The 25,291-nt window shown below is 68.3% G+C and carries 10 protein-coding genes, 1 tRNA gene and 1 pseudogene; 10 read left to right on the forward strand and 2 right to left on the reverse strand.

The window, feature by feature from the left end; translation table 11 throughout:
• Nucleotides 1–137 (reverse strand): annotated as a pseudogene (locus tag BGM09_RS35210) (hypothetical protein); the annotation flags it as partial.
• Here BGM09_RS35210 and BGM09_RS35215 point away from each other — a divergent pair.
• The 5 genes from BGM09_RS35215 (at nucleotide 138) to BGM09_RS35235 (ending at nucleotide 7,475) form a co-directional block, all read left to right on the forward strand.
• On the forward strand, nucleotides 138–2,003 hold the full coding sequence (locus tag BGM09_RS35215; protein WP_188285896.1) for an asparagine synthase-related protein: 1,866 nt from the start codon (nucleotides 138–140) through the stop codon (nucleotides 2,001–2,003).
• Nucleotides 2,004–3,004: 1,001 nt separating this feature from the next.
• A complete protein-coding gene (locus BGM09_RS35220; RefSeq protein ID WP_188283632.1) occupies nucleotides 3,005–4,216 on the forward strand; it encodes a DNA polymerase III subunit delta' in 1,212 nt (403 codons plus the stop codon).
• Nucleotides 4,217–4,540: 324 nt separating this feature from the next.
• Nucleotides 4,541–5,632, forward strand: coding sequence for a hypothetical protein (locus tag BGM09_RS35225; protein WP_188285820.1), 1,092 nt, complete (start codon nucleotides 4,541–4,543; stop codon nucleotides 5,630–5,632).
• A gap of 96 nt (nucleotides 5,633–5,728) precedes the next feature.
• Nucleotides 5,729–7,294 (forward strand): alpha/beta hydrolase, encoded by a 1,566-nt coding sequence (locus BGM09_RS35230; protein ID WP_188285821.1) that lies wholly within the window; start codon nucleotides 5,729–5,731, stop codon nucleotides 7,292–7,294.
• Nucleotides 7,295–7,401: 107 nt separating this feature from the next.
• Nucleotides 7,402–7,475: transfer RNA gene (locus BGM09_RS35235), tRNA-Thr, on the forward strand.
• A 581-nt stretch (nucleotides 7,476–8,056) separates the two neighbouring features.
• On the opposite strand, the gene BGM09_RS35240 is transcribed toward BGM09_RS35235, so the two are convergent.
• The gene (locus tag BGM09_RS35240; protein WP_188285822.1) at nucleotides 8,057–8,560 is read right to left on the reverse strand and encodes a hypothetical protein; all 504 of its coding nucleotides are present in this window, start codon (nucleotides 8,558–8,560) and stop codon (nucleotides 8,057–8,059) included.
• A gap of 291 nt (nucleotides 8,561–8,851) precedes the next feature.
• Here BGM09_RS35240 and BGM09_RS35245 point away from each other — a divergent pair, with 291 nt between their 5' ends.
• From BGM09_RS35245 to BGM09_RS35265, 5 genes are all read left to right on the forward strand, one after another.
• Nucleotides 8,852–9,973, forward strand: coding sequence for a hypothetical protein (locus BGM09_RS35245; RefSeq protein WP_188285823.1), 1,122 nt, complete (start codon nucleotides 8,852–8,854; stop codon nucleotides 9,971–9,973).
• Complete coding sequence (locus BGM09_RS38675; protein ID WP_188285824.1) at nucleotides 9,939–12,968, forward strand: DNA/RNA non-specific endonuclease; 3,030 nt, start codon at nucleotides 9,939–9,941, stop codon at nucleotides 12,966–12,968. Before BGM09_RS35245 ends, BGM09_RS38675 begins: the two co-directional genes overlap by 35 nt.
• A 202-nt stretch (nucleotides 12,969–13,170) precedes the next feature.
• Nucleotides 13,171–13,470 (forward strand): hypothetical protein, encoded by a 300-nt coding sequence (locus tag BGM09_RS35255; RefSeq protein WP_188285825.1) that lies wholly within the window; start codon nucleotides 13,171–13,173, stop codon nucleotides 13,468–13,470.
• A gap of 1,231 nt (nucleotides 13,471–14,701) precedes the next feature.
• Entirely contained in the window at nucleotides 14,702–18,475 is a 3,774-nt protein-coding gene (locus BGM09_RS35260) for a LamG domain-containing protein (RefSeq protein ID WP_223188053.1), read from the forward strand.
• A gap of 90 nt (nucleotides 18,476–18,565) precedes the next feature.
• Complete coding sequence (locus tag BGM09_RS35265; protein WP_188285826.1) at nucleotides 18,566–25,240, forward strand: RHS repeat-associated core domain-containing protein; 6,675 nt, start codon at nucleotides 18,566–18,568, stop codon at nucleotides 25,238–25,240.
• Nucleotides 25,241–25,291 lie beyond the last annotated feature (51 nt).

Raw genomic sequence — 25,291 nt, forward strand, 5'->3', positions numbered from 1 at the left:
GGGAAGTACACCTCGCCGCGGATCTCCACCAGTTCGGGCACGCGGTCGCCCGCTAGCCGGTCGGGGATGTCGGCGATCGTCCGTACGTTGGGCGTGATGTCCTCGCCGGTCCTGCCGTCGCCGCGCGCGGCGGCGCGCTGCGCCATCTGACGGCCTGGTCGGGCAGTTACACCGCCGTACTCCAACTCGGCCGCCGCATCACCGTGTTGGGCGACCTCGCCGGGGCCAGGCCGGTCTTCCACACCCACTGGGCGGGCGGTACGGCGTACGCGACCGCCGCCCTCCCGCTCGCCGACCTCATCGAGGCCGGGCTCGACGTCACCCACCTCGCCGCGCTCCTCGCCTGCCCCGACTCGCCCGAAGCGCTCGGCGACGGCACCCCGTACCTCGGCGTCCGCCGCGTCCCGCCCGGCCACGCGCTCATCCTGCGCGACGGCGCCCCGGAGATCAGCGGCTACGAACAGACCGCCTCGCTGGCCGTCGGTCACCAGCCCACCAACAGCGCCGACGCCACCGCGGCCGTCGAGGGCATACGGGACGCGCTCGTCGACGCCGTACGCGCCCGGCTCTCCCAGGCCCGCTTCGTCCCCGACCCCGGGGACGGGCCCGCGCCCGGCATCGGCGCCGACCTCTCCGGCGGCAGCGCCTCGGCCACGCTCGCGCTGCTCGCCGCGGGACTGCCGGGCAACCCCGGCATGCTGCCCGGCGCACCGGGCTCGCTGGCGGGAGAGCGGCTGCTCGCGGTCACCTTCAACGACCTCGCGGGCGGCGGACCGCCGGGGTCCTCCGGCGGCGGGCCCTGGGGTGCCGGGTCTTCGGGCGGCGGGTCTTCGGGCGGCGGACTCCACTCCAGGGAAGCGCAGTTGGAACGGGCGCGGATCATGGGCGCCGACCCGCGGCTGCGGCACGTCGTCGTCCCCGGCGGCCCCGAGGCACTGCCGTACGCCGACCTCGGCGGCGGCGCGCTCACCGACGAGCCCGCCCCCTCCCTCATCGACGCCGAACGCAACCGGCGGCGGCTCGCCGCCGGCGGCGCCGACCACCTCATCGGATACGGCGCCCGGCAGGTCCTCGACGCGCATCCCGCGCGGCTCGCCGACCTCCTGATGGACCGGCGTCGCCGCCACCTCGTACGGCCGGTGGCCGCGCTCACCCGGGCCGACGGGGTGCTCGGGCACCCCGCGCTCGTGCCCTTCACCGTGCCGGTCACCGTCTACCGGGCCGCCCGGCGGCTCGCCCGGACCCCTTATCAACAGGGTGTGGAGGACGCGGCGGCGCGGCTCCAGCGCTACGAGTTCGGCTCCGCGGGCAGTGGGCCGCTGGCCGCGTCCCTCGCCGCGATGACCTGGGTACGGCCAGGGCCGGCCGCCCGCTGGCTCACCGGGGAGGCGCTGGCCGAGGTGTCGGTCCGCCTCCAGGACGCCGCGCGGCGGCCGTGGCCGATGGACCGGCCGGGGGAGCGGCGCGCCCGCGCCGTGCTGGCCCGTACCGCCGGGGACTTCCGCGCCTTCGAGCAGGCCGCGGCCGTCCCCAGCCAGCGGCTGCACGCGCCCTTCCTCGACAACCAGGTCGTCCGGGCCTGCCGGGCGCTGCCTGGCGCCCTGCGCGTACGGCCCGGCGCTCGGGCCGACGTCCTGCGCGACGTCCTCGAAGGCGCCGGGGTCCGCGACCTGCCGCCGGGGTGGGGCGCCAACTCCCACTCCACCGCTGCGGCGGCGGCCCGCACCGGGTTGCGCTCCGCGCTGGACGACCTTCTGGACCTTTTTGACGCGCCGCTGCTCGCTGATGCCGGGCTCATTGACGCCCGCGTGGTGCGCTCCGCGCTGGTCGCTGTCGCGGACGGGAGTGGGGTGGCGGCGGACCTCGACGGATTGGGGGACCTTGTCGCCACCGAGGTCTGGCTGCGGCGGCTGCTCGCGCGGCGGGGGTCGTGCTGGACCGATCCCGCCACCCCCACCGATCCTCGCGCCCTCTCCTCCGGGGTCCAGCGGCTCTCTCTCTGACCTCGCCTTCTCTTCTTCTTTTCCTGTTTTCTTTCCCGCCCGCCCACCCGTGCGGGTGCTTTGTTCGTCTGCGGGTGCCGCTTGTGCCTGGTCGGTGCCGGTCCGGGGTACCTCCTCGAAATCCGTATCACCTGGCCCTGCGTATCCGGTGCCGTTCCTGTCAACGTATTTCTGCGGGGGCACCCCGGCCCGTCCCCTTCCGGTACGTCGGCGTCCGCATGTCCGGTGGGGGTTGCCGGGGTGGGGGGTGGGGGGGGTGCTTGGGGAAGGGCCCGAGCTTTCCGAGTCACCGGGCGGGGGCACCGGCGCAGGACGGTCCGCCGAAAGGAACCCCCGACCCCCTCAGCCACAGCGGACAGGCACCCGCCGCCGTACCCCAAACCCGCCCACCCCCACCGGACCGTCGGACGCCGCCGTACCCGAGAGCCCGCCCACCCCCTCCCGCCGGACAGGCACCCGCCGCCGTACCCCAACCCCCCACCCCCTCCCCCTCAGCGGACAGGCACCCGCCGACGTACCCGAGCCCACCCCCTCCTCCCGCCCACCCCCTCCCGCCGGACAGGCACCCGCCGCCGTACCCCACCCCCCCACCTCCTCCCACCGGACAGGCGGACGCCGCCGTACCCCAAACCCGCCCACCCGCTCCCGCCCACCCCACCGGACCGTCGGACGCCGCCGTACCCGAGCCCACCCACCCCCTCCCCCCTCAGCCCCCACCGGACAGGCGGACGCCGACGTACCCGGAGGGGACGGGCCGGGGTGCCCCCGCAGAAATACGTTGACAGGAACGGCACTGGATGCGAGGGGCCAGGTGTTACGGATTTCGAGGAGGTACCCCGGGCCGGGACCGACCAGGCACAAGCGGCACCCGCAGACGGAGAAAGCACTCGCACGGGTGGGCGGGCGGGCAAGACAAGACAAGACAAGACAAGACACAGCAAGGGCGGCCAGCCCTGTCAGTGGGGTGACGCAGAATGGTCCCCGGGAGAAGGGAGGTCGACATGACGGTATGGGACGACGTCGTCGGCCAGCACCGCGTAGTCGCGGAGCTGTCCGCGGCGGCGGCAGACGCAAACGCCTTGGTGACGGCCCACGAAGAAGGCCGCCCACAACCCGCGGCGTCCAGAATGACGCACGCCTGGCTCTTCACCGGCCCCCCGGGATCGGGCCGATCCACCGCCGCCAGAGCCTTCGCCGCCGCACTCCAGTGCGTCAGCCCCGACCGAGCCCTCGGCGCCCCCCCCGGCTGCGGCTTCTGCGACGGCTGCCACACCACAGCCCTCGGCACCCACGCCGACGTGGAATTCGTCCGCACGGACCTCCTCTCCATCGGCGTCAAAGAAACCCGTGACCTGGTGCGCCGCGCCGCGCTGTCCCCGGCCGGAGGCCGCTGGCAGGTCATCGTCATGGAGGACGCGGACCGCCTGACGGAAGGCGCGGGCAACGTACTGCTGAAGGCCGTCGAGGAGCCCGCCCCCCGCACGGTGTGGCTGCTGTGCGCGCCGTCGGTGGAGGACGCGCTGCCGACGATCCGTTCGCGGTGCAGGCTGCTGAGCCTGCGTACGCCGTCGGCCGAGGCGGTCGCGGACGTACTGATGCGGCGCGACGGCATCGACCCGGCGCTGGCGGAGCGGGTCGCGCGGGCGACGCAGGGCCACATAGGGCGTGCGAGACGGCTGGCGACGGACGAGTCGGCACGGTCCCGCCGCACGGCGGTCCTGCGCGTACCGCTGCGGGTCGCGGACATCGGCGGGTGCCTGCGCGCGGCGCAGGAGTTGGTGGACGCGGCGCAGGAGGACGCCAAGGCGGTCGCGGAGGAGGTCGACGGCAAGGAGACCGAGGAGATGCGGGCGGCCCTCGGCGCGGCGGCGGGCGCGGGCAGCCGGATGCCGCGCGGCACGGCGGGCGCGATGAAGGAGCTGGCGGACCGGCAGAAGCGGCGTTCGACGCGTACGCAGCGCGACACCCTCGACCTCGCGCTCACCGACCTCGCCGGGTTCTACCGCGACGTGCTGTCGGTGCAGCTCGGCTCGGCGGTCGGCATCGCGAACACCGAGGTCCGCGAGGGCATCGAGCAGATCGCGTCGTCGTCCCGGCCGGAGAACAGCCTGCGCAGGATCGAGGCCGTGCTCGCCTGCCGCGACGCCCTGGACCGTAACGTCGCCCCGCTGCTCGCGGTGGAGGCCATGACCCTGGCGCTACGAGCGGGCTGAGGGCCGGGCCCCGCCTCGGGGCACGCTCCCGGAAGGGCACCCCCGACCACGTCACCACGTCACCACGTTGGTGCGTTCGGGTGATCCCGCCCCCGCCCCCGTAACGTCTCCCACCCCACGGCCCGCAGCCGTTGCAAGGTGCAGACAGCGTTCCCGCGCTTCCGCCGCCGTACGGAATCACCCACCGCCTTGGGGGGCATCCCACCCCGAGGACCCGACCCGACCCGGCCTGGCCCGACCCGGCCCGACCCGGCCCAAGGACCAGCCCCCGTACCCGGCCGCACCGTCCCAGCGGGAGCGCACCCGCACCCGAGGGGTTCCGCCGTGGCCGACGTCGTCCTGTCCGTCCTGCTGCTCGCGGCGACCGCCGCCGCCGTACTGCTGGCTCACCGCGCCCTGCGGCACTGGTGGTCAGAGCGCGCCGGGCGGCCGTACGAACTCCCCGCCGACCGCCTCGGCACCGCCCTGCGCGCGGGTGCGGCAGGGGTCGCGGCGCTCACCGCCCTGGCGCTCGCCGTGCCGCTGCTCAGCGACTCCCGCGACACCGGCCGCGCCGACCTGGCCCCCGCCGGAGAGTCGTCGGCCGAGGCCGCGGCCACCGTGCCGCCCGCCCCCAGCCGTACCCCCGCCCCCGCCCCGCCGGCGCCCGAGATGCGTACGGTCGGCCACCCGGCGGGCGGCACCCTGATGGAGCTGCGCGACGGCATCCGCGTCTGGCTGCCGCCGCGTTACGCGTCGGCGGGCGCGGCGAGCCTCGTGTACCCCGTCGTCCTCGCGCACCTGCCCGCCAGCGGCGCCCCCGACCTCTTCGAGGGCTTCGCCGTACAGGCCAAACGCGGCCTGGCCAATCCGTTCCTGCTGGTCATGCCGCGCGACTGCGGTCAGGACCCGGTCGCCGTCCTGGCGGAGGCCGCCCGCCACTTCCGCGCGCTGCCGGCGAGTGGCGCGCACGCCGTCATCGGCCTCGGCGCGCAGGCGCCGTGCGCGGTGCACGAGGCGCTGGCCCACCCTGGCCGGTACCGCGCCGCCGCCGGGATCTCCGGTACGTATCCGCCGCCCGCCCCGGCGGCGGGCCCGCACCCGGCCCTCCTGCTGGCCGCCACCACCGCCGAACTGGCCCCGCGCGCCTCCGCGTTGCGCCTGCGCGCCGCCCTGCGCCCGCGCGGCGACCAGGTCCGGATCATCGACGGCGTACGGGTGCGGCGCGAGATGTACGCGCTGGTCGCGGGGTATCTGACGGAGAAGTTGGAGGGGCCGAGCCGTAAAGCCGCCCCGTCGGCCGTATCGAAGGCGCGCGGCACCTCGGCCGTATCGAAGGCGCACGGCACCTCGGCCGGATCAGAGTCCCCCGCCTCGCCCGGATCGAAAGCCGCGACCGGGGCGGCGCCCGCCCCCACCTCCCTCAAACACTCATAATCGTGCGTATCACTCGTAAGGGGACAGCCGGAGCGTCTGTCCCCGCCCCCCGGCCGATACGCTCGCAAACACCCGACGGGAGGACCCGAGCCGCCGATGCACTCCAAGCGCCTGCTCCGCATCCCGGCCACCGTGATCGCGGTGACCGGACTGCTGCTGTCCGCATGCACCTCAGAGGGGGGCGGGCACAAGGCCGCGGCGTCGTCGCCGGTCCCCGCCACCACCTCGCTCAAACCGCTGCCGTCCGAGAGCCCCGCGGACCTGGCGCCGTACTACGGGCAGAAGCTGTCGTGGCACGACTGCGGCGTCCCCGGCTTCCAGTGCGCGACCATGAAGGCCCCGCTGGACTACGCGCACCCCGTCACCGCCGACGACCTCAAGCTCGCCGTCGCCCGTAAGAAGGCGACGGGCCCCGGCAAACGGCTCGGCTCGCTGCTGGTCAACCCCGGCGGCCCCGGCGGCTCGGCGATCGACTACCTCCAGTACGCGGCCCTCGGCTACCCGACCGCGGTCACCTCGCGGTACGACATGGCCGCCGTCGACCCGCGCGGCGTCGCCCGCAGCGAGCCCGTCGAATGCCTCAGCGACCCGCAGATGGACGCGTTCACGGCCGTCGACACCACGCCCGACGACAGCGCCGAGGTCAACAAACTCGTCACCGCCGACAAGGGTTTCACGGGCGGCTGCGAGAAGCGTTCCGCCAAGATCCTCGGCCATGTCTCGACCGTCGACTCGGCCCGCGACATGGACATCCTGCGCGCACTGCTCGGCGACCAGAAACTGACGTACGTCGGAAAGTCGTACGGCACCTTCCTCGGCGCCACCTACGCCGGGCTCTTCCCGCAGCGCGTCGGCCGCCTCGTACTCGACGGCGCCATGGACCCCTCCGTCGGCGCGCTGGAGAGCAGCCGCGCCCAGGCCGGCGGCTTCGAGGTCGCGTTCAAGGCGTTCGCGGCGGACTGCGTCAAGCGCTCCGACTGCCCGCTCGGCACGACGTCCAGCGACGACGCGGGCAAGCACCTCGACGCGTTCTTCGCCTCCCTGGACAGCCACCCGCTCTCCACCGGCACCAGCCGCCCGCTCACCGAGGCCCTCGGCACCACCGGCGTCATCGCCGCGATGTACGACGAGGGCGCCTGGCCGACCCTGCGCGGCGCTCTGGCCAGCGCCCTCAAGGACGACGGCGGCCCGCTGCTCAAGCTCTCCGACAGCTACTACGAGCGCGACGACAAGGGCAAGTACAGCAATCTGATGTACGCCAACGCCGCCGTCAACTGCCTCGACCTGCCCCCGGCGCTGTCCTCCCCGGCCGACGTCGAACGCGCCCTCCCCTCCTTCCGCGCCGCCTCCCCGCACTTCGGCACGACCCTGGCCTGGTCCTCCCTGATCTGCGGCTACTGGCCCCTGCCGTCCACCGGCCACGCCGAGCGCATCGAGGCCAAGGGCGCCGCCCCGATCCTCGTCGTCGGCACCATCCGCGACCCCGCCACCCCGTACGCCTGGGCCGTCTCCCTCGCCTCCCAGCTCTCCTCCGGCCACCTCCTCACCTACGACGGCGACGGCCACACCGCCTACGCCCGCGGCTCCGACTGCATCGACACCGCCGTCAACGCCTACCTCCTCGACGACACCGTCCCCCCCAAAGACCAGAAGTGCACCTGACCCCTGACCTGCACCCCCCTTGATCCCCCAACGGTCCGAACCACCCCCCGGAACCCTGTAGACTTGGCGCCGCTGCGCCTGCCACCCTTGGCACCAAGGCGCAGCGCGCCGCCTTAGCTCAGTTGGCCAGAGCAACGCACTCGTAATGCGTAGGTCTCGGGTTCGAATCCCGAAGGCGGCTCCGAAAAACCCCAGGACTCACTCGCCGTGACCTGGGGTTTTTCCTTGCCCGGGGCATGAGTCGTCGGGCCGCTCGGGCGGCGGTGGACGGCTTGCATTGGTCACTCCTTGTCGATTTCGCGTCGTGTTCAGTCCATAGTGCTTTTGACCTGCGAGTTCATCGCGAGCGGTCGATTCGGGAGAGCGGTGGGCACGGGATGGGTGCGCGAGGGGAACGCTGCAGGGCAGAGGGAGCGCGCTGGGTTCCGGTTAGGGGACTTGGGGTGGCGCTGCGAGTAGCCCTACGTGAAGGGCGGTGGCGGGGCGGGGTGGTCGCTGTGAAGCGGTCGTCGGAACCCCGGCGTTCGACTCGTGGCGCGAGAGCAGTGGCCCGTGGGCGTTGTCCGTATTCGACAAGGCGGTTCCTTGTGGCAGGCCGCGTCGGCGAAGTCCTGTTCGGTGCTGGTGTGGGGTGCGATCGGCGTCGCTGATGCCGGGTTTCCTTTGGGGGCCTGCCATGTGTGGGGTGGGCCGTCCGTTGCAGTGGCCCTTGGACGGCGGGCGGCCGCGTGGCTGAGGGCAGTTCATTGGCGCATTCCGGGCTCAGGACGTAACGGCGCCGAGGACCGCGCTCGCCACGGCGGACGCCGTCGCGACCGAGGGGGTCAGGCCGGTGGTGCCGGGTGCGGTCGGTGGTCGGTCGGAAACGATGATGTAGCGGGGTCCTTCGCCGGCCGCTGCCGTCGGGGCCGTCGAGTGCAGGTCGTCGCCGACGGTGATGATGACGGTGCAGCGCATCTGGGCGAGTGTGCCGAGGTAGGCGTCGGCTGTGACGCCGGTTGGCAGGGCGAAGCGTTGGGCCGTCAATTCCCGCTTGTGAGCCGCGGCTTGGCGCACGCCCGCCCACACGCGGCTGGCTGTCTCGGTGTTGACGGTACTTCCGGTGAGCAGGCATGCGCGCGGTTGGACGTCGATGGTGGAGACCGCCTCGGGCGGCTGTGGGTGACCTTGGCTGGAGCCGGTGGTGATGACCACGAGTGCGATGGCGCCCCCAACGGCAATGCTGCTCGCGGCTGTCCCCAGCGCCCACCGGGTGGGTCGTCTCATCGACTGCCTTCCGTGGATCGATCGGCTGCTGCGGGATGTTAACCGCATTTCGCCAGGTTCAACACAGTCGATCGGGGGAGCCGTCTTTCCTGTCGGGCCGTCAGATTTTTCCTGATGTGAAGATCTTGTGACGGGATTCGAACGGGCGTTACATTTCAGCGCCTCGTCTGACGCCTCGTCTGACGCCTGGTCCGGCTGCGCGTGGCGCTCCGTTGGTGTGCGTTCCGTGAAGACGGGTGGGGTGTCGTGCGGCGGGTTTTGCGCTGGCAGTGCTGGGTTGTCGTGGTGTCCGTGGCGCTGGCTTTCTGGGCGCAGGACGGTGTGGCCTTCGCCGCGTCGCAGCAGGTGGGTTCGGTGGGTTCGGGGCTGTCCCGGCTGTTCAAGTGGCTTGGCGGGGCTGACGGTTCGGGTCCTGGCTCGGCGACCGGATCGGCTGACGGCGTCCATCGCGCGCCCAAGTCCGCAGGGCACCCGAGTGGAAAGGCCAAGGGCCGTGGCAGGGATGAACTCGCTCCCTCCGCGGATCCGCGCACTTCCGCCGACACCGGGCCGTCCGGTACGACCTGGCACGGCTTTGAGGCGAGCACGTCCAAGCGGTCGGCGGCGAAGTCCGGTGCGCGGTTCGACTACTTCGACAACGCCGACGGTACGTTCACCCGTCGCATGTCGCAGGGCGTGGTGAACTACCAGGACGCCGCCGGTCAATGGCAGCCGATCGACACGACATTGGAGCGTACGAGCGACGGACGCCTGCGAGAAGGTGCGAACTCGCTCGGAGTGTCCTTCGCGACCGCGGCCGGCCACACCAGCCGCCCCGCGAAGGCAACATCCTTCGCGGCTGACACGACTGCTGACACGACTGCTGACACGAGCGCTGACACGACCGCAAACACAACGGCTGACGCCGAGACCGATACCGCGTCGGACGGTCCGCTGGCGACCATGGTCGTACCGGCCGATCCGGCTCCCGCCTCCGTATCGTGGTCGCTGTCCGGCGCGAACAACGTCACTGCGTCCGTGTCGGGCTCGACGGCGGAGTACGACGGGATTCTGCCCGACACCAACCTCCTTCTGGAGGCGAACGGTGACGGCGTCAAGGAATCCCTCGTCCTGTCCTCGGCGGAGGCGCCGACGACATGGGTCTTCCCGATGACACTGACCGGTCTGTCGCTGTCGACGGCAGCCGACGGCACAGTCGTACTGGTGGACAGCACCGGCACGGTCAAGGTGCTGCTGCCGAAGGCGTACGCCTTCGACGCGTCCGTGGACCCGGTCTCGGGCGAGCACCGGCGCGGTCACCCACGCCACTTACGACGACCTCGGCCGCTCGCAGAGCACCTGGAGCTACGTCTACCTGTCACCGGACGCGACCACCAAGGTGCAGACCACCGCCGCGTACAACCCCGCCGGTGAAATCGCCTCCACCACCTCGGCCACCGGCGTCACGCAATCAGCCACCTACGACGCCCTCGGCCGGACAATAACCACCGCCGACACCACCGGACACACCACCCACTACACCTACGGCCTGAACGACAACACCGTCCTGGCGACCCTGCCCGACGGCACCGCCCAGCGCTCGACATACGACGGCGCCGGCCGCAAGACCGCAACCGCGGACCTCGACGCGAACGGCACCGTCCTGCGCACCACCAGCGCCGGCTACGACGCCAACAGCAATCTGTTGACGACCACCAACGCCATGGGCGTCACCGAGACGTACACCTACGATGCCGTCGGCCGCCTTCTCACCCAGACCGAACCGGTCAGTACCGGCCACGCGATCACCACCAGCTACGGCTACGACGCCGTCGGCGACCAGACCGCCTACACCAACGGCAACGGCAACACCACCTACTCCACGTACACCCCGTGGGGGCTGCCCGAGACCAAGAAGGCGCCCGCCGCCGGCGCGTACACCGCCACAGTCGACTGCACCACCACGAACACCTACGACGCCCTCGGTCACCTGACCGTGGTCACCCTGCCTGGCGGGGTCACCGTCACCAACGCCTACGACGCGCTCGGAGACCTCACCACCCAGAGCGGCACCGGTGGCGACGCGGCCACCGGCAGTCGCAGCTTCGCCTACTCCCTCGACCAGCATCTGATGGCCGCCACAGCCGACGCGGACCAGGAGACCTACACCACCAACTCCCTCGGCCAGCTCCTCAGCGCCGCAGGCCAGGCCGGCGCCAGCAGCTTCACCTACAACCAGGAAGGCTCACCGCTGACCCGCACCGACGCCGCGGGCACCAGCACCTACACCTACGACACCGACGGCCGACTGGCCACCGACGCCGACCCGGCCACCGGTACCACCCTCAGCTACGGCTACAACTCCGTATCCCAGCCCACCACGGTTTCGCTGGGCAGCGGCAACGACACCCGCAGCTTCGGCTACGACTCGTTGCACCGCCTGACCTCGGACACTTTGAAGTCGGCGACCGGCACGCAGGTCGCCGCCATCACCTACGGCTACGACAACGCCGACAGCCTGACCAGCCGCACCACCGCGGGCTTCGCCGACGCAGGCACCAGCAACTACGGCTACGACCAGGCCGGACGGCTCACCTCCTGGAGCGATACCCCCGCCACCACCGGCACGGCGGCCACCACCGCCTACACCTACGACGACGACGGCAACCGCCTCACCTCCGGGACCTCGACGGCCGTCTACGACGCGCGCGACCAACTCGTCTCCGACAGCTCTCACACCTACGCCTACACCGCCCGCGGCACGATGCGAAGCTCCACCGTCACCACCACGGGCACGACCTCCACCGACACCTTCGACGCCTACGGCCAGCAGATCACCGCCGGATCCACCGCATACGCCTACGACGCCCTCGGCCGCGTCACCTCCGCGGGCAGTACCGCACTGGCCTATTCCGGCCAGGACAACACGGTGTCCTCGGACGGCACCACTTCGTACACGCGCGGCCCGGACGGTGCCGTCACCGCGGTCGCGGTCGCGGACGCCAGCAGCCCGGCGGCCTTGGCCTGGACCGACCTGCACACCGACGTGGTCGGCCAGTACGCCCCCGACGGGACCGCCCTGTCCGGCTCGGCCGCCTACGACCCGTGGGGCACGCCCGACGCCGACACCCTCACCGGCAGTGTCGGCTACCAGAGCGAGTACACCGACCCCGCCACCGGCCAGGTCAACATGCACGCCCGCTGGTACGCCCCCGGCACCGGCACCTTCAACTCCACCGACACGGTCGACAACCCCGCCGTCGGTGCGTCCGTCAACGCCAATCCGTTCACCTACGGCAACGACAGCCCGCTCATGGGAACCGATCCCTCGGGACACGGCATCGGCTGGGGCGACGTGGTGAAGTTCGTCGTGGCGCAGAACTCCTACGGTCTCGCCAGCGAGGTGTTCTGGAACGCCTGGACAGCGGGCTCGAACAGCATCGGAGCCGACGACTGCAGCGGATACCGGGCCTTGTTCTGCGCAGCGGGTTCTCCGGCGGTCACGCACAACCCCATCTACACGGACCCGCCCTACACCCCCTACGGCGGCGGTGGTTCCACCGGTCACGGCGGCCGTGGCGCTCCCGCTCACCACGGAGGTGGTGGCAGCCCCACCCACCACGGCGGTGGCGGCAGTCCCGCCTACCACGGGCCGAGCGCTGCGGAGCGAGCAGCAGCGGCTGCCCGCGCCGCCGCCCGCGCAGCCGCGGAAGCCGCTGCCCGCGCGGCAGCCATCCGACAGACCGCCATCGCCCTGACCGCCTCCATCGGCAACTCCACCCTCACCGCCACCTCAGCGGCCGTCGCCGCGGCTCCGGCCGCGGCGATCAACACCGCAGGCGCCGCCACCGTCCTCACCAACGCCGCCTTCGCCGTCGCCGCAGGAGCCACGACAGCAGCAGTCTGCGTAGCCACCGGAGGTTGCACCCGAGACGACGAAGGAAGCAAGGAAGATCCCTGCAACACGGGGCCTCGGGGATTGGGAACGAACATTGAGTACATGCCTCTGGAGCAGGCTCCGGGCGGGCAGGGATGTCGTGCGACTGGAGCGGTGGCTCAGCTGAGCAAAGATGATGTCCGGTCGAAGCGCGTGAATCCGTCGGTGGACCCTGATGGATTCGGAGACCTGGGGCAAGAGCCTGCGAGAGGTCATCTGATCGCATCGGTCTACGGTGGAGCAGGACATCTCCCGGAGAACTTCGTTCCCATGTACCAGACGGCGAATCAGCTCATGTACAACACGATAGAGCAGCGAGTGGAGAAATCGCTCAAGACCGGGGGTCATGTGTATCTTTGGGTGCGGCCCGTGTACGGTGGGAAAAACCCATTGATCCCCAGCTCAATTGCGATCGTGGCCCGCGGTGATGTTGATGACAACTGCTATGTCGTCAATTCCCGGACCCCCTCATCGAGTTGTCGGAAAGGCTGACTCCTTGTTGTCAAATATCGTCCGCGAGTGCTTCGGTGAGCCCCGAGGCTACTCCTCAACCGAGGCGTGGCGGTCAGTGGAGGACTCGGTCGGGTCACTGCCGCCCACGTACAAGGAATTTTGCGCATCGTATGGCCCCGGAGTAATCGGGAAGTTCTTGAAGGTTATGCACCCGGAATCACTGGTTGCGAACATGTGCGACGTGATATCCGAAATGGCGCCTCTCTATCATGAGTTGCATCCTGAGAAGATTCCTTGTGATGTCTATCCGTTTTCTGATTCCGGAGCGGTGCTATGGGCGCTGTCCGCAGAAAGTGACGCGTTCTTTCTGATCCCCTCAGTGGATGGTGATTGGAGAATCGGTGTCTGGTACAGACAGTGGGCAGAATGGGAAGAGTACACCGAGGACGTTCCTGTCTGGTTGGCGCGGCAGGCGGCCGGGGATCTCGAAATTCCGGGACTTCCATTGAGCGCACACGGCGGATTCGTTGCATTGGACTGAGATGGCGTCAATTTCCGTTTTATTCGGTTCGGAATCGCTTGTTTGTGGTTGTAACCGCTGCTGAGGGCTCACGGTGGACTTGGTGTGCTGGCCCAGCTGTGTGCCCCAGGTGCCTGCCCCAGGGGGCGTCGCGGCTGAGAAGCGCGAGTGAGGTTTTGTGTGAGGGCGGTGCAGACGGGGATGGCGATCGGTGTCGGGAGCGTCGGGCAGGTTGAGAGCGGGCCTGTGCGCGGGGGATACGGTCGGCCAGAATCGCTGGTCTTTGTTGCGGGGTTTTTCTGCTGCACAGTCGGCGTCTTCCGGGGGCGGATCGGACTCAGTGGCCGATGGCTGCTCGTGAAGCGAGCAGCCGTCCCTCAACTCGGAAGCGTCGCGGAATCCGGGCAGCTCGACGCCGTCCCGCAGCACTGTCACTGCCAGTGTTCCGCATGGCCGCGGCAGGGGGGGCGCAAGGGGAGCGCGGACGCCTTTGGACGCGCCGATATGAGGCAGCACGAGTGAACCTGACAAGCAGCTCCTGACCAGGGAGAACGGGATCCAGCGGTCCTGCCTGACATGACGCGTCATGATGGCTGGCGTACTCGTAATGCGTAGGTCTCGGGTTCGAATCCCGAAGGCGGCTCCGAAAAGCCCCAGGACTCACTCGCCGTGACCTGGGGTTTTTCCTTGCTTTCGTCGACCTTGGAATTCGGGCCAAACGGATACCTACGGTCTACGCATCGCAATGCGTGGGTCGTCGGCTTGGTTTCCGTGACCGTGTAGATGACTCGTGCTTCTGACCTGGTCTTTTACTTATCTGGGGCGGTTGGGTCGGGCATACGCAATGGGTCTCGGTGGACAACCGGTGGACAGACGTGCGTGACGCTCCGTCAGAATCGGGGGAGTTGGCTCCACGGGATTGTCCGACCCTGATGGTTCTGAGCTTTGACTATGTTGTGAGACATATTGGAGATTTCCCACAACGCCGTGTGATCACGGGGGTGGGTTCGTCACTGCGGTGCAGGTCGGGTCAGAGGCGAGGTCGCGGCCTCCGTGTGATGTGCCATACGTACGGGGGCAGTAGATCGCCTCGCCCGGCGAAGAGGGCGCAAGGCGAGTAGCGCGCTTGAGGTGCGGGGCGATCGGCTTGAGGCGGAGCGGAAGAGGGTGCTTCGTCGGATCAGCGGTCGGCGGAGGCTCTGAGTCCGGTTTTTGGGTGAAGTTTTTGTGTTGATCAAGTGTTGACGTGAGCATGTATCCGCTGGTCGGATATGGCTCGCCTCGTGTGCTGATCTTGTCTGATGTCTTCATTGGTGGGGGAAGTATGCCCGTGAACTCTGGTGTCGTCCGGCGCGTGGTGGTGGCTGCGGTGGCGGGTGGGTTGCTGGTCGGAGGGGTTTCGGTGATGCCTCTGGCCGCTTCTGCGGCGGACGATGGTGCGTTGAATGAGGGTCAGCGGGCGTTGGCGCAGGCGAGGGCCTCGGGTCAGCAGGTGGAATTGCCGTCTCAGCGCAGTGAGTACGACACCGTCTATGCCCAGCCCGATGGGTACACCTTCACTTTGGAGGAGTCCGCGGCCCCGGTGCGTGTCAGAGCCTCCGGTGGGGTCTGGGTGAATCCGGACGCAACGTTGGAGGTGCGCTCGGACGGATCGGTGGGTCCGAAGGCGGCCGCGGTTCAGATCGCGTTCTCCGATGGTGGCAGTACCGCCCCGTTGGTCACGATGGGCCGTGCGGGGGAGTCGTTCAGCCTGGGCTGGTCCGGGGCGGCGTTGCCGAAGCCGACGCTGGAGGGTGACACGGCGGTCTATCGCGATGTGTTGCCGGATGTGGACTTGCGGATGACCGCGACGGTGGAGGGTTACCGGCAGTTGTTGGTGGTCAACACCCCGGCCGCGGCGGCGAATCCGGCGCTGGCGCAGGTGGATTTCTCCCTCAGGACCGCCGGGTTGGACTTGGCGGAGACCACGGCTGGGGGGATGGTGGCCCGGGACGGGAACGGCAAGGAGATCTTCTCCGCGCCGTCGGCCAGGATGTGGAACTCTCGGTCCGCCGCCCTGGCGGCGGCGCAGCAACGGGCCGCGGGCTTCCAGACGGTCACCGGCGCCGATGCGGTGGCCGCGGATGCGGGCAATGACGGCCCGGCGCCGGGGGATGACAGTGCCCCGTTGGGGCTGGACGTCGACGAGGATTCCGTCGCGTTGACTCCTGATGCGGATCTGCTGACGAAGACGGATGCGTCGGCGTTCCCGCTGTACATCGACCCGAACACGTCGTGGGGGGAGTCGACGCGCACGCTGCTCCGGAACGACGGTTACGAGGACTACGGCTGGGGCAACGGTGACGATGACCGCGGCAAGGGCGACGGCATGTGCGGTTCGTGGAACGGCTACTACTGCGGCCCTGGTTACAAGCAGCGGTTGTTCTTCCAGTTCTCGCCGTCGGCGCTGAAGGGCAAGCAGGTTTTGTCGGCGGCGTTCTGGGTGACGGAGCCGTGGGCGTTTCAGTGTGATCCGCGTGCGGTGGATCTGATCCGTACCGGGAACATCTCCTCCTCCACGACATGGTCGAATCAGCCGTCCACCAGTACGTGGGACACCATGGTCGACCGGTCGGTCTCGGCTGGCCGGGGCTCGGCGTGTGCGAACTCCGAGCCGGAGGCGGCGATCGACTTTCACGACAACCCGGCCGAGTCCAACGAGAATCTCACCCCCACGGTGAAATCGTTCGCGGCGGGCAACTTTTCCACGTTGACGCTGATGCTCAAGGCGCACGATGAGACGGACACCTCCGCGTGGAAGCGGTTCAAGAACGACGCTGTGCTGAAGGTCAACTTTGTCGGCGTCCCGGCCATCCCCACCTCTGTCGGGGTGTCCAGCAGTTCCGGCAATGTGTGCAGGACAAGTGAGTCGAGCGCGCAGGTCATCGGCGACAGGACTCCGCACCTGGTGGCCACCGCACAGACCGCTTCGGGCGGGGAGTCCGGCGCGCAGTTGCGCGTCGGCTTCGACCTGGACATGAAGAACAGCAGCGGAGCCTGGGTGGACGCTCCGGAGCCGTCCAGCATCGTGCGGCCGACCAGCGGTTTCATCGGGGACGGTACGGCCACGTCGATCGACTGGGCGACGCTGGCGGACAATGCCACCTACCGGTACCGGGCCTGGACGTATTCGTATTACGACAACGACACGACGTATCTTTCCGGGCCGACGTCCGCCAACTCACCTGGCTGGTGCTACTTCCGCGTTGATTCAACGGCTCCGAAGGAGCCGAAGATTGCGGGCGGTGCTCCATATACGGAGTGCACCACGAACAACTGTGTTGCGGCCGGCGGGCCCGGACAGGCGGCCAGTTTCGAACTGCAGCCCGCGGACGGCGACACCACGAATACCTCGTACCGGTTCCGCACCACTCAGGGCGGCTCGGCGGTGACCGCCCGACACACCAGCGGCAAGTGGTACGCGGACGTCACCCCCGCCCGCTCCGGAACCATCACGCTCTATGCGGAGGCCGAAGACACCCTGAACGGCTGGGGCGCGACCAAGGTGTACCGCTTCCTGGTGAAGGACACCACGAAGGACAGTCTGGTGGGCCAGTGGCACTTCGGCGAGAACGCGGGTGCTGCCAAGGACACGTCCGGCTCCTCCAGCGCGCATGACGCTTCTCTCTCCTCCTTGGGTGCGGCGCGGGACGGGCGGGGCCGACGTGGGCTGGTCTACCACGACGATGCCGGGAATCTGCTGGTGGACGCCTCCGGAGTACCGGCTCCGGTGCTCGACCTGGGGCTGTCGCTGGACAGTGCGAACTCCGGCTACGCGGCCACCGCGGGCCCGGTGGTGGAGACCAGCTCGTCCTACACACTCTCGGCGTGGGTGCGGATCGTCGGCGACGGCTCGAAGAACGAGACCTTCCTCAGCGAGAACGGCACGCACCGCAGCCCGTTCTACCTGAGCTACGAGGCAACATCCAAGAAGTGGTCCTTCCGGGTGGTGGACACCGACGCACCGGCGAACGGCACATGGAACTACACCAAGGTGTCCTCCGTGAATCCGGTCACAGTCGGCGTATGGACCCAACTGGCTGCCGTTTACGACGCTTCAGCGAAGCAGATCCACTTCTTCGTCAACGGCGTCTGGCAGGGCAAGGCTTCCTACACCACCGCGTGGTCGGCCACCGGACCGCTGCAGTTCGGCCGCACCCAGTGGTCGGACACCTACACCGACTACGTCAGCGGCAGCATCGATGAGGTGAAGGTGTGGCAGATGGCGTTGCCGTCCGACACCGTTGCCGACGAGGCCCGCGCCTTGGACTCGGGTGGTTGGGGGGCTACGGAAATGGTCTCCGACTGGGACATGAACGACCAGACCGGCACCACGTTCATCGACACCAAGGATAACTACGGTCACAACCTCACCCTGCAGGGCGGTGCAACGCTTGACGGGCAAGACCTGGTACTCAACGGGACCGATGGCGCTGCCACGACCCCCAGCAGCCCGGTGGACGACGCCGGCTCATTCACAGCCACGACCCTTGTGAGTGTCGACAAGGATGCTCTGCTGGCGAAGCCCGACGGCTACGTCGCGCAGGTCTTGGGGCATGAGACCTCCGCGGGTTCCTCCTGGGGGCTGTGGTTCAAGAAGACCGGCACCGAAACCACCCTCGATGATGATTTCAACGAGATCACCATCCCGGTGGGCTTGTGGTATTTCGGTCGGCTGAACAGCGACGGCACCATCACCGGCGTGCAGTCCGACGACACTGCCGCGATCGGCGCCAAGGTCCGGCTGACCGGCATTTACAACGCCCAGGACGGTGATGCCGGCACCGCCAGCCTTTACGTCGGTCTTGCGCAAAGCAATATCGCCACGCCGTATACCGCACCGGTCGGAACAGGCTCCCTCTCCGTCGGCAAGGGGTATCTCAACACCCTCCCGGGCCAATGGCTGCCCGGGACGATCGGCGAGATCCGCATCTGGGCCGGCGCCATGACCGGAACAGACGAAATGCAGGAAATCATCGGCGACTAGCAGGTCCCGAGGTGTCCAGGAAGACCGAATGCCTTCCTGGACACCTGCCGGAACCGCACCACCAGCTGTACCGCTTCAGCCCGTCTTTAAGTGCCCGACCGCCTGTCGGCCCACCTCCTTTTCCGAGGACGGGTGGCCGGGGCGCTCTACCCGACGCTTGCCTGGGGGTTTGTCATCGTGAGTCCCGAGTCCGCCTTCCGGCGGATACCCGCCCGTCGCGACGCAGGCCGTATCCGCGCGGTCCGGCGGCGCCGGATGGCTGCCTGGCGCCGCAACACAGTGATCGGTGTGGCACTGGCGTTGACGGTACCGCTGGCCTCGGCGACTTCCGCCCAGGCGCAGGGGCCCCACGCTCTGGGTCGGCCGGATGTACCGAAGCCGCAGGTGAGCAAGGTCTACGTGCCCGGTCCGGGCGCGAAGGAGGCGCGCGCGAAGGTCGTCCATCAGAAGGCGGTCAATGCGGCGCAGGCCACGCAGGCTCGTGCCGAGCAGCACGCCACCTGGCCGACGGCCGCCACCAGTAGCGTCGCCCTGGCGCCGAAAGCGGCTGTGACCTCACCCGGCGGGCTGCCGGTCACCGTGGCCGCGCCGGGCGTACACGGTGACGCAGGTACCGCGAAGATCACCGTTGCCGGGCGTGCGGAGACCAACGCCGCGCACGTGCAGGGTGTGCTGCTGAGCCTGACCCCCCAGCACAGCGGCAGCGTGAGGATCAGCGTCGACTATGCCAAGTTCGCCTCCGCCTACGGCGGGGGCTGGGCCGGCCGGCTGACTCTGGTGCGGCTGCCCGCGTGCGCACTGACCACGCCCGAGAAAGCCGTGTGCCGCACCCAGACGCCGCTGGCCACGTCGAACGACGTCGCTGCCCAGCAGTTGAGCGCCATCGTGGACCTCACGTCGGCCGCGTCCGCCGCGGACAAGGGCGGGGTCACGCTGTTGGGAGTGACGTCCGGTTCCGGTGAATCCGCCTCGGGGCAGGGCACCTACAAGGCCACCGGGCTCAGCTCATCAGCCACGTGGGCGGCCGGAGCGTCGTCCGGTTCGTTCACCTGGTCGTACCCGATGGCGGCGCCCGCACCGGCGGCCGGGATGTCCCCGCCGCTGACACTGTCGTACGACTCGGGCAGCATCGACGGGCAGACGGCGAACACCAACAACCAGGGTTCGCAGGTCGGTGAGGGCTTTTCGCTGTCCGCCCAGTCCTACGTCGAGCGGCGGTACGACTCCTGCGACGACGACGGCCAGGACGGCAAGAACGACCTGTGCTGGAAGTACGACAACGCCTCCCTGGTACTGAACGGCAGCGCCACCGAGCTGGTCAAGGACGACACCAGCGGTCAGTGGCGGCTGAAGGACGACGACGCCTCCAAGGTCGAGCACCTGAACGACACCGGCCTCGGCAACGGCGACTCGACCGGCGAGTACTGGCGGATCACCACCGGGGACGGCACCCAGTACTACTTCGGGCAGAACAAGCTGCCCGGATGGTCCGACCACGGGGCGGACGCGGACGACCCGGTCACCAACTCGGTTTGGACCGCGCCGGTCTTCGGCGACGATGCGGGTGAGCCTGGCTATGACAACGGCAGCACGTTCGCCGACCGCTCCACGATGCGGGCGTGGCGCTGGAACCTGGACTACGTCGTGGACACCCACAGCAACGCGATGTCCTACTGGTACACCAAGGAAACCAACTACTACCCGAAGAACGGCGCCACCACCGCGAATGCCGCCTACACCCGCGGCGGTTACCTCACCAAAGTTCTCTACGGGCAGCGCACGGGAAGCCTCTTCGCCACGGCCCCCGACAAGGTCGCCTTCACTTATAAGGAACGCTGCACCGCCGACGACTGCTCCTCGCTGACCGACTCCACCGCGCAGGACTGGCCCGACGTCCCCTACGACGCGCTGTGCACCTCGGGACAGTCCACCACCGACTGCCACGCGTCCGGTCCGTCGTTCTTCACCCGCAAGCGCCTCACCCAGGTCGACACTTCGGTCAACCCGGGTACAGGGGAGGTCCCCGTGGACACGTGGACGCTGACCCAGGACTATCTGGACGGCGGGGACATCGGGGATTCCTCGGACCAGTCCCTGGCCCTGTCTTCGATCGTACGCCGCGGGCACACCGGTGCCAGCGGCGGCAGCGGGGGCGATATCACCCTGGATCCGGTGTCCTTCACCTACCAGATGCGCGCCAACCGGGTCGCCGGTGGTACCCAGCCCGGTGGCGGCAACATCCTGCCGCTCACCAAGCCGCGTATCGCCAGCGTCACCTCCGAGTCCGGCGCGATCACCACGGTGACGCTGTCACCGGAGGACGAGTGCGTGCGCGGCTCCAGGATGCCCGCGGCAGAGGACAACAACACCGGCGCGTCGACCGCCTGCTATCCGGTGTACTGGCACATCAACGGCGCTGAGGACGCGTCGCTGGACTGGTTCCACAAATACCGCGTCACGGCGGTGACCACCGCCGACCCGGCGGCCAACAACCCGCTGGTGGAGTACGCCTACGACTACTCCGCCCCGGCCTGGCACCACGACGATTCACCGTTCACGCCCACAGACGAACGGACCTGGTCGCAATGGCGCGGCTACGGCACAGTGACCACCTGGACCGGCGACACCGCGAATCCCCGCTCCAAGACCGTCACCCGCTACATGCAGGGCATGAACGGCGACAAGAAGAAGGACGGCACCACCCGCTCCGCCACCACCGCCGGCATCGACGTCACCGGCTTGAACGTCGCTGACATCACGGACAGCGATCAGTACGCCGGCTTCAGCCGTGAGCAGATCACCTACGACGGCGCGACACCGATCGCGGTGACGGTCAACGACCCGTGGTCGAAGAAGACCGCGACCCAGCACAAATCGTATGCGGACATCGAGTCGTACTTCGTGCGCGCCGCCAAGACCGCGACCTCGACCTACCTCACGATCCCGGGCACCTGGCGCACCACCGCTACGTCGACCAGTTATGACGCCTACGGCATGCCCGTCAAGGTCGACAACGCCGGTGACACCGCTGTAGGCGGTGACGAGACCTGCATCCGCATGTGGTACGCCCGCAACGATCCTCTCGGCATCGACAGCCTGGTCTCACGCACCCGCACGGTCGGCCAGCCCTGCTCCGTCACCGAGGTGAACCTCAGCCTGCCCGCCTCCAGCACCACCGCAGGCGACGTTCTCACTGACACCGCTACCGTCTACGACAACTCCGCCATGACCGCGTGGACTGCCAACCAGACTCCCACCAAGGGCGATGTCAACTGGACCGGCCGCGCTTCGGCCTATCCCGCGAACGCTGGAACAGACGGCGAGCGTTCCCCCAGCAACTGGCAGAAGATCGCCACCACCACCTACGACGCGCTCGGCCGCCCGCAAACGATGACGGACGACGCCGGACATATGACGCGGACTGACTACACCCCGGTCGCCACTGGTCCGCTTACCAAGACCATCGTCACCAAACCCAAATCCCAGACGACTGCCACTTTCCTGGACGGCGTGCGTGGGGTGCCGCTTCGCACATACGACGCCAACAACAAGAAGACCCAACTGACCTACGACGGACTTGGCCGTATGACCGGTGTGTGGCTGCCCAACCGGTCCAAGGACGCCGGCCAGAGCGCCAACACCACTTTCGCCTATCGCCTCAAGCGTGGTGACGCCCCGTACGTCGCCACCGGCTCGCTGCGCCGTGACGGCGGCTACAACACCAGTTACACCATCTACGACGCGCTTCTTCGGCCGTTGCAGACGCAGTCCCCAACTCCCGTCGGCGGACGCGTTCTCACCGACACCCGCTACGACGCGCGCGGTCTCGCCTACGAAACGTACGGCGACATCTACGACAACCTCACTATCCCTAACGGCACCTATGCCCGCGCCGAAACCGGCCGCGCCCCCACCCAACACGAACTCACCTTCGACGGCGCCGGCCGCCAGAGCTCCGACACCTTCACGGTCTTCGGCGTCAACAAGTGGACCACCAGCGTCAGTTACACCGGCGACAGCACCGCCACCACCACCCCCAACGGGGGATCGGCAGTCCGCACCATCAGCGACGCACTCGGCCGCACAGTGGAGCGCCGCGCCTACGCCTCCTCCACACCGACCGACGCCAACTACGGCGGCCAGAGCCCGACACCGTCTTACCACTCCACAAAGTTCACCTATGCCCGCGACGGCAAGCAGGCCACCATCACGGGCCCTGATAACGCCACGTGGTCTTACGGCTACGACTTGTTCGGCCGCCGGGTCTCCGAAATCGACCCCGACAAGGGCACCACCACCACCAGTTACACCTCCCTCGATCAGATTGACTGGACCAAGGACGCCAACGAGAGCAAGCTGCTCTACGAATATGACGCACTCGGCCGCACCACCGGCCTGTGGCAGACCGAGAAAACTGACCCCTACAAACTCGCCGCATGGGGATACGACACCCTCGCCAAGGGCCAACCCGACTACTCCACCAGGTATGACGGAGGCCTCGGCGGCAAGGCCTACACCAACAAGACACTCTTGTACGACGACTCGTATAACGCGATCAAGTCGGAACTGGACCTACCGGCATCCGATCCCCTGGTCAGCGCCGGAGTCGCACAGTCCAGCTATACCTTCCAGAGCAACTACAACGTTGACGGCACCCTGCAGAACAGTTACGAGCCAGCCGTCGGCGGCCTGCCTGCAGAGTCGGTCGACTACGACTACACCACCACAGGCCAGGTCACCACCGTCGCCGGCACCACCGGCTACGTACTCGACACCAGCTACTCCCCCCTCGGTCAGCCCCAGCAGCTCACCCTGGGCACCTCCGACACCGGAGTGAAAAAGGCATTCCTCAGCAACGACTGGGAGGCGGGCACAGGCCGGCTCACCCGCTCCATCGTGACCGACCAGACCCACCCGTGGGCGCCCCAGGACCTGCACTACAGCTACGACGACGCCGGCGACGTCACCACGATCGACGACCCCGCAACGATGGGCGGGACCGGCAACGCGGACACCCAGTGTTACACCTACGACGGCTACCAGCGCATGACGGAAGCCTGGACCCCCGCAGGCGCCGACTGCACCACCAGCCAGCGCACCACCGCCAACCTCGGCGGCGCCGCCCCCTACTGGAGCAGCTACACCTACGGCTCGGCCGGCCAGCGCATCACCGAGACGCAGCACTCCACCGGCGGCGACACCACCACCCGTTCCTGCTACACCACCACCGGCCACCCCCACGCCCTCAGCGCCACCAGCACCTCCGCGTCGAGTTGCACCGGCGTACCGGCCGCCTACGGCTACGACGCCACCGGTAACACCACCGCCCGGCCCCACAAGACCGCCGGTCAGACCCTGACGTGGAACAGCGAAGGCAAACTCGCCTCACTCACCGAAGGATCGAAGAACACCACCTACCTGTACGACCCGGACGGCAACCTCCTCATCCGCCGCGCCGTCGTCGACGGCGAGACCGTCCTCTACATCGGCGACACCGAACTCCACTACCAAGTCACTGGCACCACCACGAAAACATGGGCCACCCGCGCCTACAGCTCGGGTACCACGGACATCGCCACCCGCACCAACGAAGGCGGAACAGCAAAACTGAGCTTCCTCTTCGGCGACGCCCACGGAACCTCCAGCCTCGCACTGGACTCGTCCACACAAGCCATCACCAAGCGCTACAGCACCCCCTACGGCGCTCCCCGCGGCACCCCCGCCACCACCTGGCCCGACGACAAGGGCTTCCTCGGTAAAACCACCGATGACTCCACCGGCCTCACCCACGTGGGTGCCCGCGAATACGACCCCGTCACCGGACAATTTCTCAGCGTCGACCCATTGCTCGAAACAGACAATGACCAGTCTCTCAATGGCTACAGTTATGCCGCGAGCAACCCCGTCACGTTGTCAGACCCTTCCGGCATGGGCGGACTCGCTTGCGGCGGCTACGGTGAAGACACTCCCTGCCCCAAGGACGAGAACGGCAATCCGACTCAGCACCCTCATTCCGCCAACTCGGGCTCGGGTAACTCCGGCAGTGCCGACGACGATCCTCAGCAAGTAACGCTCCCGGACGACAACAGCGGAAATTGCGGATTCTGGGACGTCAAGTGTGGCTGGAATCAACTCTGGCACGATGACTGCGGATTCTGGGATGTCAAGTGCGGGGTCAAGGAAACCGGGGAAGCGTACAAGAATGCGATCCTCGCCCTCTCGGGATACGATGACGGAGAAGCATGCTCAGGCGGCAACGGGGTATCCTGCACCCTCCTGGCCGCATCCTTCCTTCCTCTGGGCAAGCTGAAGAAGATCTCTGAAGCCCTGACGAAAAGTCAGGACGTCGCAAAGATTTCGGCCCGCATCGCTGAAACAATGCAGTTCTCAGGAAAAGTCTCTTACGGATCGACGCACCTCAGCCAAGCTGTGCGCTTGGCCCGCCTGATGAAGGCTGACAATGGTGGGAACTATGCGGCCGCCCTTCTCTCGGACGGCACGGTATGGGTGGCCAGGTCAAATAGAGACAGGCATGCGGAAGAGGCGCTCCTGAACAGTCCGAAGACCCGAGGGAAAATTGTAGCAGTCTACTCCGAGCGCCAGCCGTGCAATGGCACGCACAATTGCGAACTACAACTTCAGCAGGCGGGAATAAAGGCAGTCAGTTGGTCGTACGACTGGAATAGCGACAAGGCGGTTCAGGCGAAGGCGACTGCGGAGCTAACCGCAGCCATACGACAACTCTTCGCGAGCGTAAAGAAATGACAATGTAAGGCTACTGGAAGTGAATTCCAGCGGCAGGTCTTAGCAGGTGCC

The sequence above is a fragment of the Streptomyces sp. CBMA29 genome (assembly GCF_014596445.1).
GTDB lineage: Bacteria > Actinomycetota > Actinomycetes > Streptomycetales > Streptomycetaceae > Actinacidiphila.